Below are 8,701 nucleotides of genomic sequence, written 5' to 3'. Positions count from 1 at the left end.
TGACTCATAATCGAGTCCCGGTCCGAATTCCGGCATGCCGAAATTGTTCCCGGTGAGGGACCGTGCAGTAGTGGTGTGCCGCTGAAGCGGCGGGATGGCCGCCGCAGAACCGTTCCGGCTCCGTGGCAACTCGGAGAACACTACGGACCGGGTGGACCCGTGTCAACTTGGGTCAGTTGAGGTCGTTGAGGCGTCCCTCTGCGTCCGGCTGGGTGTCCTCGACGCGGCGCAGCAGGTGGGTCAGTGCCTCGCCTAGGAGCTGGCGCTCCCGGCCGGAGAGGTCCTGGAGGAGCTCTTCCTCGAAGACCGTCGCCATGCGCATGGCCTCCAGCCACTTCTCGCGGCCCTCGTGGGTCAGCTCGACGATGACGCGGACCCGGTTGGTCTCGTCGCGCTCACGGGTGACCAGGCCCTCGCTCGCCATGCGGTCGATGCGGTGGGTCATGGCGGCCGGCGTGAGGCCGAGGCGTTTGGCGAGTTCGCCGGGGCCCAGCTGATAGGGGGCGCCCGAGACGACGAGGGCCTTGAGGACCTCCCATTCGGCGTTGCTCATCCCGAGGGTGGCCGTCTGCCGTCCGTACGCGACGTTCATCCGCCGGTTGAGGCGCTGAAGTGCGGAGACGATCTGTTCCACCTGGGGGTCGAGGTCTTGGAACTCTCGCTGGTAGGCCGCGATCTGTTCCTCGAGGCTCGGCTCGGCCGGGGCGGGGGCCGCATCTGAGGGCTCAGGCATGCGGCGCAGTATGGCATGGAACGCATTGGCGTTGAAGTCCTTCGGCGTGTAGCCTTTAGCTTCGAACTTTAGTGTTGAAGTCTTCAGGGTGAGACAGTCCGGTTCCTGCCGACGGCCGCCGCAGCTCGTGGGTTTCTTCCGTCCTTACGACATGACCTAGGTAGGTGAGTGTGACCACCGCGATGGGCGCTGCGCTGCGCCGGATCCAGCTGGGGAACGCGCTGAGCGCGTTCGGCAACGGCTTCACCGTTCCGTATCTCTACGTCTATGTGGCGAAGGTGCGGGATCTCGGCGCGAGTACGGCCGGTGTGGCGCTGGCGATGCTGGCGGTGTCCGCGCTGATCGTCCTGCCGCTGACCGGGCGGGCCATCGACCGGCGCGGTCCGCTGCCGGTGGCCGTCATCGGTACGGTCTCGGCCGCCGTCGGTGCGATGGGGCTCGGGCTGTCCGCCACGGAGCCGCTGGTCATCGCGTCCGCCGTCGCGCTCGGTGCGGGTATCGCGGTGATCCAGCCGGCCCTCGCGACGATGATCGTGTGGTGTTCGACCACGGTGACCCGGTCCCGGGCGTTCGCCACCCAGTTCTTTCTGAACAACCTGGGTCTGGGCGTCGGCGGCCTGGTCGGCGGGCTGCTGGTCGACGAGGCGCACGCGTCGAGCTTTGTGCGGCTGTTCGCCATCGAGGCCGTGATGTTCCTGGTGCTCGGTGCGGCGATCGCGACCGTACGGCTGCCGCGGGCGCCGAAGGTCGAGGACACCGTGCCGACCGGCGAGCGGGCCAAGGGCGCCTGGCGGACCCTCTTCGCCGACCGGCGGATGGTGTGGCTGTGCGTGCTGGGGTTCGTGCTGTTCTTCGCCTGCTACGGGCAGTTCGAGTCCGGTCTGGCGGCGTACGCCACCGAGGTCACCCGGATCGCACCCGCCACGCTGGGCGTCGCGCTGGCGGCCAATACGGCGGCGATCGTGGCGGCGCAGTTCGTGGTGCTCAAGCTGGTCGAGCGGCGGCGGCGCAGCCGGGTCATGGCGCTGGTCGGCGTGATCTGGACCGTGGCGTGGCTCGCGGCCGGGGCGTCCGGGCTGGTGCACGGCTCGCAGGTGGTGGCGACGACGCTGCTGATCTCGACGTACGCGCTGTTCGGGATAGGTGAGTCGATGCTGTCGCCGACCGTGGCGCCGTTGGTGGCCGATCTGGCGCCGGCGTCCCTGATCGGGCAGTACAACTCGGCGTTCGCCCTGGTCAAGCAGTTGGCGCTGGCGATAGGTCCGGCGGTGGGCGCGCTGATGGTGGGGCACGGGATGTACGCCACGTACATAGGGATGGTCGTGCTGTGTGCGCTGGGGATCACGGTGCTGTCGTTGCGGCTGGGACGGCTGCTCAGCCCGGCCCAGGACAATCCGCACCGGTCGGCGCCGCCCGTGCCCGCCGCGCGGACCGAGGCGGAAGCCGTCGAACCGGCGGTGGCCACGGTCTGAGCCGTCGCCGAGTTCCGAGCCGTCGGTGGTGTCGCGCCACCCCTGCCTCGTACGGATGGTCCGTACCGACGGCTGTCTGACGGCTGGTGCTGATATCCGGTCCCGCGGTCCTTCGACCGCGGGACCGGTGCGTTGACCGCGCCGCCCCGCCGTCGGTCGCTAGCCGCGAGGCAGGGCGAATTCGCACCAGACGGCCTTGCCGCCGCCCGGGGTGCGGCGGGAGCCCCAGGAAGAGGCGATGGTCGCGACGATGGAGATGCCGCGGCCGGCCTCGTCGGCGGGCTCGGCGCGGCGGCGGCGCGGGAGGTGGTCGTCGCCGTCGGTGACCTCGATGATCAGGCGGCGGTCCGTACGGCGCAGGCGCAGCCGCATGGGCGGGGTGCCGTGTTGCAGGGAGTTGGCGACGAGTTCGCTGACGGCGAGGACACCGAGGTCGTGCAGCTCGGGTGCGAAGCGCCAGGAGGTGAGGACCCCGGAGGCGAAGGCGCGGGCGCGCGGGGCCGCCTCCGTACCGCCGTGCAGTTCGAGGGCGGCGTTGTGGAACAGCTCGGCGTCATGGCCGGTCCGCTCGGGGTGCTGGAGGGTCAGGATGGCGACATCGTCGTCGTGGGCGGCCGTGATGCCCAGGGAGCGCAGCAGGCGGTCGCAGACGATGTCCGGGGCTCCGGTGGCGCCGGAGAGCGCGCGCTCCAGTGCCTCGACGCCGTCGTCGATGTCCTTGTCGCGGCGCTCCACCAGGCCGTCCGTATAGAGGACGGCGCTGCATCCGGGGCCGAACGGGACCGATCCGGAGGTGTGCAGCCAGCCGCCGGTGCCCAGGGGTGGTCCGGTCGGTTCGGCGGCGCGGCGGACGGCGCCGTCCGGGTCGCGGACGAGGATGGGGAGATGGCCGGCCGAGGCGTAGACCAGGCGGCCTTCGTTCGGGTCGTGGACGGCGTAGACGCAGGTGGCGATCTGGCTGGCGTCGATCTCGGCGGCGAGGCCGTCCAGGAGCTGGAGGACTTCGTGCGGCGGCAGGTCGAGGCGGGCGTACGCGCGGACGGCGGTGCGCAGCTGGCCCATGACGGCGGCGGCGCGCACCCCGCGCCCCATGACATCGCCGATGACCAAGGCGGTGCGGCCGGCGCCGAGGGTGATGACGTCGTACCAGTCGCCGCCGACCGCGGCGTCCGTACCGCCCGGCTGGTAGGTGGCGGCCACCCGCAGGTCGTCCGGCTGTTCCAGTTCCTGGGGCAGCAGCGAGCGCTGCAGGGTGACGGCGGCCGCGCGCTGGCGGGCCTCGCTGACGCGCAGCCGTTCGGCCGACTCGATCTGGTCGGTGACGTCCGCGCCGAAGATGAGTACGCCGTGGTGCGGGGCGCCGCAGGCGGCCTCGGGGCCGGGGGCCGGGCCGCTGTCGGTGACCTCGATGGGGGTGCAGGTGAAGGTGTAGTAGCCGTCGCGGGAGCCGTCCGGGCCGGCGCCGCCGGGTACCCGCCGGGATTTGACCGTACGGGGCGTGCCGCCACGCAGCACCTGGTCCAGCAGCGGGAGCAGGCCCAGTTCGTCGAGTTCGGGCAGGGCTTCGCGCGCGGTGCGGCCGGCCGGGCGGGGGCCGAAGACGGTGGCGTAGGCGCCGTTGACGTACGCGATGCGGTGTTCGGGGCCGTAGACGACGGCGACCAGGGCGGGGAGGGTGCCGAGGATGTCGTGGACGGAGAGCGCGTCGACGGTGGGCGGCGCGGTCGCGGGGACGGGCTCGTCGGCGGTGGCGGGGTTGGTGCCGTCGGCAGCGCGGTCGGCGGCGCCTTCGGCGCGGGCCGCGGGGACCGAGCCGGCACTGGGGGCGGCCGGCGCGTCCGCCGGGGGTGCGGCGCCCGCCGCGCGGGGTGCGGCGCGGCCTGACCGGGCGGCGGCCCGCCGCTGGGTACCGGGGAGTTTGGCGCTCCAGCGCGTGAAGATCACGGAGGTGTACCTCTTACTTCGCTTCGTCGCGCGGGATCGGGCCGTCCGCAGGGGGCTGCTCCCCCTGGCTCCGCCGGGAGGATCTCCGCCCGGCGGCAGACGGGGTGAGGGTCGGCTGAGGGCACTCTCGGCACCTTCTGGCGGAATGCAGCAAACGTCCGGAATCCTCGTGATTGTCACTCTTTGCAGATACGAGCCCACCCATGGTCACACGACCAGTGTGACCGACCGTACTGACATCCGTCAGACGCCGGGCGCCGGTGTGGAGTTCCGCGCTCCGGTCCGCCCGGACGGCCCCGGGGCCGTCGCCGTCCGCACATATGTGCGGGAACGGCGCGTCAGCTGGCCTCGTTGTGCCGTCCGGTGTCCGCGGCGAGTGCGAACTCGGCCCGCGGGTTCTCCAGCGAGCCGAGCGAGACGATCTCGCGTTTGAACAGACCCGCGAGAATCCACTCGGCGAGCACCCGCGCCTTGCGGTTGAAGGTGGGCATCCGGCTGAGGTGATAGGCGCGGTGCAGGAACCACGCCGGATAGCCCCTCAGCTTGCGTCCGTAGACATGCGCGACGCCCTTGTGCAGGCCGAGCGACGCCACCGATCCGGCGTTCTTGTGCACGTAGTCCACGAGGGGCCCGCCGCGCACCGCCGCGGCGACGTTCTCGGCGAGCACCTTCGCCTGGCGGACGGCGTGCTGGGCATTGGGCGCGCACTCCTTACGGAGATCGTCGGGATCGGCCGGCGGTTCGGCCGTCAGGTCGGGGACCGCCGCCGCGTCACCGGCGGACCAGGCGTGCTCGACGCCGTGCACCTGGAGCGCGGCGGTGCACCGCAGACGGCCGTGGTCGGTCAGCGGCAGTCCGGTCGCGGCCAGGAGGGGGTGCGGTTTGACGCCCGCGGTCCACACCAGGGTGCGGTTGGGGAAACGGGCGCCGTCGCTGAGCTGCGCGACGCGGTTCTCGCAGGAGTCCAACCGGGTCCGCAGCCGTACGTCGATATTGCGTGCGCGCAGCTCGCGGACGGCGTATCTGCCCAGGGCCTCACCCACCTCGGGCAGGATCCGGTCGGTCGCCTCGACCAGGATCCACTTCATGTCCTCGGGCTTGATGTTGTGGTAGTAGCGGATGGAGTAGCGGGCCATGTCCTCCAGCTCGGCCAGCGCCTCCACGCCCGCGTAGCCGCCACCGACGAAGACGAAGGTGAGCGCCGCGTCACGGACCGCGGGGTCGCGGGTGGAGGACGCGATGTCAAGCTGTTCGAGGACGTGGTTGCGCAGCCCGATGGCCTCCTCGACGGTCTTGAAGCCGATACCGGTGTCGGCGAGGCCGGGGACCGGCAGGGTGCGGGAGACCGAGCCCGGCGCGAGGACCAGTTCGTCGTACGCCACCTCCAGGTGGCCCGCGTCGCTCTCCTCGGCGGCCGGCGTCGTGATGGCGGCCGTGCGGGCGGCGGGGTCGACGGCCGTGACCTCGCCGACGATCACCTGGCACTGCGGCAGCACCCGGCGCAGCGGCACCACGACATGGCGCGGGGAGATGGAACCGGCCGCGGCCTCGGGCAGGAACGGCTGATACGTCATGTACGGCTCGGGATCGACCACGACGACCTCGACCGACCCCTGCCGCAGCTCCTGCTTCAGCTTCCGCTGTAACCGCAGGGCGGTGTACATCCCGACGTAGCCACCGCCGACCACGAGAATGCGCGCCGGTTCCTTCACAGAGGTTCTCCTCGCGATGTCGACCGTTCCCGGGCAGCACCCATCCGGCGGCCGGCCGGCGGTACGGCCGGCACCGGGCGCCGCGCTCCCGGGAGAGCACAGCACTGTTCCATGACGCACTCCCGCAACGGCTTTGTCCACAGGCCCGTCGAAATGTATGACCGGGACCGGCCACCGAGACGGAGTGGCGCGTTCCGCGTGCGGGGCACGAGTCGCGCAGGTCAGACGGTGGTGTCGCGGGGCGCGTGGGGGCGTAATCGGGTCGGACCGGGCCCGTTGGGCCGATCGGGGGGCGCAACTGTACGGAACGCCCCCTTCATTCTTGACCCGGGCTCAACTATGTTCGTATCTCGTTGGGGTGGACCCTCTCGTCGGTACGCCCCGACCGTCAGGGCGGGGAGTCTCCGGGGGGAGACGTCATTACCGGGGGATCACATATGCACATTCAGGGCTCTCAGTGGCCGACAGCCATCGCCACCGCACACCCTTCCGACAGTGGCGGCAACGGAAACGGCGGTAACGGGGGCAGCGCCGACAACGGCGGCCTCGGTGCCGCCGGGCACGGCGCGGGCGCCGGCAGCCGGAACGCGCCGCTGCGGGTGGACGCCCAGCGCAATCTGGAACATGTGCTGCGCGCCGCCCGCGAGGTGTTCGGCGAGCTGGGGTACGGCGCGCCCATGGAGGACGTGGCGCGGCGGGCCCGGGTCGGCGTCGGGACGGTCTACCGCCGCTTCCCGAGCAAGGACGTCCTGGTCCGGCGGATAGCCGAGGAGGAGACCTCGCGGCTGACGGACCAGGCCCGTACGGCGCTCGGCCAGGAGGAGGACCCGTGGTCGGCGCTGTCCCGCTTCCTGCGGACGTCGGTCGCCTCGGGCGCGGGGCGGCTGCTGCCGCCGGGCATCCTGCGGGTGAGCGAGCACCCCGAGCGGGTGCCGGACGGCCTGGCCGAGGCGCGGGTGCCGCAGCAGCGGATGGCGCCGGGCCCGGACGGCCAGACCGATCCGCGGGTGGCGACCGGGACGGCCGGGGTGGCGACCGGGACGGCTGCGGCGGGCGATCCGGAGGTCTTATCCGAAAGCGCCGAGGAGACCAAGGGCGCGCAGGCGCTGCTGGATGTCGTCGGGCGGCTCGTGGAGCGCGCCAGGTCGGCCGGTGAGCTGCGGGCCGATGTGACGGTCGCCGATGTCCTGCTGGTGATCGCCACGGGCGCGCCGACGCTGCCCGATCCGGGCCATCAACAGGCCGCGTCCGCCCGCCTGTTGGAGATCCTGCTGGAGGGGCTGCGCTCGCGCCCGGCCGGCTGAGTTCCGGCGGCCGGATCCGTCGGGCGGCCCCGCACGCCGTGCCCGACGGTACGGCCGCCACGCTCCGTCGCGGCGCGCTCCGCCACGGCGGACGGCGGTGCCGCCGGGCGGGTTGCCGCCGCACAGAAGTCGCCCCGGACGGGTGGTTGCCCGGCCGGACCCGCAAGCGTGGGCCAGCGGTATGGCACTCTTGCGCGGTGTTCCGGTGTGACGGCGTGTTCGGGGGGCTCGGCGATGGGTGTTGACGGGCAGGACGAGCGGCGCGGCGGCGCAGCCGGTAACGAGGGCGCGCCGCCCCGGCAGATTCCCGGACAGACCGGCCCGTTGGGGGCGACCCCTGCGGCAGTCGGCCCCGTGGAACGGCACGACCGCGCCGATACCGCCGATGCCGCCGGACCCAGCGTCCCGGCGCAGCGCGAGCGCATCGACGCACACTCCGAACTCCCGCTCTCCGACGGAGACTTGATCGACGCCATGCGGGCCGGGGATGACAGCGCGTACGAGGAGATGTACCGCCGGCACGCCGAGGCCGTGCGGCGCTACGCACGCGGCTGCTGCCGGGACGCGCACACCGCGGAGGATCTGACCGGCGAGGTCTTCGCCCGTACGCTCCAGGCGGTGCGCGGCGGCGCGGGGCCGGATTCCGCGGTCCGCGCCTATCTGCTGACGACCGTCCGGCGGGTCGCCGCGGCCTGGGCGAAGACCGCGAAGCGGGAGCAACTGGTCGAGGATTTCGCGGTGTTCGCGGTCTCCGCGGCCGGCTCCTCGCTGGACGACGACAACCTCGACCTGGGCGCGGACGTCCGCGCCATGCAGGAGGCCGAGCAGTCGATGGCGGTACGGGCGTTCCGCAGCCTGCCGGAGCGCTATCAGACGGTGCTGTGGCACACCACGATCGAGGACGAGTCGCCGAGCGAGGTCGCCCCGCTGCTCGGGCTGACCGCCAACGCCACCGCCGTCCTCGCGCACCGCGCCCGCGAGGGCCTCAAGCAGGCGTACCTCCAGGCGCATGTGAGCCGGTCGCTGACCGCGGGCGGCGACTGCGCCCGGTACGCCGACCGGCTCGGCGCGTACGCCCGCGGCGGGCTGCGGATGCGGGCCGAGCGGGGGCTGCGCAAGCACCTCGACGCCTGCGCGCGGTGCCGTACGGCGGCGCTGGAGGTCGCGGACGTCAATCAGCGGATCGGCGCGGTGCTGCCGGTCGCGGTCATCGGCTGGTTCGCCACCGGGTACGCGCTCAAGGCCGCGGTCGCGGCGGCGGGTGTCGTGGGCGCGGCGGCGGGGACCGGTGCGGCGGCGGCCGCTTCGGGCGGCGGCTCCGGCGCGGCGGGGAGCGCCGGCGGCGCCCTGGGCGAGGGCCTGGGGACTCCGGTCAAGGTCGGTATCGGGGCCGGGGTCGTGGTGGTGGCGGGCGCCGCGCTCGCGCTGGCACTGGCCGGCGCCCCGCGGCCGGCCCCGCCGCCGCGGGCCGAGCCGTACCGGCCCGCCGCGACCGCACCGCAACTGCCCTCCCCCGAGCCCCCGCCCTCATGTCGG

At 72.9% G+C, this 8,701-nt stretch carries 6 protein-coding genes; 3 read left to right on the top strand and 3 right to left on the bottom strand.

The window, feature by feature from the left end; genetic code table 11:
* Positions 1 to 172: 172 nt before the first annotated feature.
* Entirely contained in the window at positions 173 to 733 is a 561-nt protein-coding gene (locus IH09_RS35680; RefSeq protein ID WP_052861910.1) for a MarR family winged helix-turn-helix transcriptional regulator, read from the bottom strand.
* Between the two features lie 170 nt (positions 734 to 903).
* Here IH09_RS35680 and IH09_RS35675 point away from each other — a divergent pair, with 170 nt between their 5' ends.
* The gene (locus IH09_RS35675) at positions 904 to 2,205 is read left to right on the top strand and encodes an MFS transporter (protein WP_052861909.1); all 1,302 of its coding nucleotides are present in this window, start codon (positions 904 to 906) and stop codon (positions 2,203 to 2,205) included.
* Between the two features lie 159 nt (positions 2,206 to 2,364).
* On the opposite strand, the gene IH09_RS35670 is transcribed toward IH09_RS35675, so the two are convergent.
* Positions 2,365 to 4,149 (bottom strand): SpoIIE family protein phosphatase, encoded by a 1,785-nt coding sequence (locus IH09_RS35670; RefSeq protein WP_052861908.1) that lies wholly within the window; start codon positions 4,147 to 4,149, stop codon positions 2,365 to 2,367.
* Positions 4,150 to 4,487: 338 nt separating this feature from the next.
* On the bottom strand, positions 4,488 to 5,861 hold the full coding sequence (locus IH09_RS35665; protein WP_052861907.1) for an NAD(P)/FAD-dependent oxidoreductase: 1,374 nt from the start codon (positions 5,859 to 5,861) through the stop codon (positions 4,488 to 4,490).
* A 437-nt stretch (positions 5,862 to 6,298) separates the two neighbouring features.
* On the opposite strand from IH09_RS35665, the gene IH09_RS35660 reads away from it, so the two are divergent.
* Entirely contained in the window at positions 6,299 to 7,165 is an 867-nt protein-coding gene (locus tag IH09_RS35660) for a TetR/AcrR family transcriptional regulator (RefSeq protein ID WP_052861906.1), read from the top strand.
* Between the two features lie 234 nt (positions 7,166 to 7,399).
* A partial coding sequence (locus IH09_RS35655; RefSeq protein WP_190233511.1) for a sigma-70 family RNA polymerase sigma factor occupies positions 7,400 to 8,701 on the top strand: 1,302 nt, incomplete at its 3' end.

Source organism: Streptomyces celluloflavus (assembly GCA_000720995.1).
Lineage (GTDB): Bacteria > Actinomycetota > Actinomycetes > Streptomycetales > Streptomycetaceae > Streptomyces > Streptomyces celluloflavus.
Note: the sequence above shows the minus strand (reverse complement) of the source record. Positions and strands in the feature narration are given on the sequence as shown.

Bases quoted from the DNA above. Each gene is read 5' to 3' on its own strand.
- IH09_RS35680 (WP_052861910.1), bottom strand. From the start codon at position 733: ATGCCTGAGCCCTCAGATGCGGCCCCCGCCCCGGCCGAGCCGAGCCTC.
- IH09_RS35660 (WP_052861906.1), top strand. From the start codon at position 6,299: ATGCACATTCAGGGCTCTCAGTGGCCGACAGCCATCGCCACCGCACAC.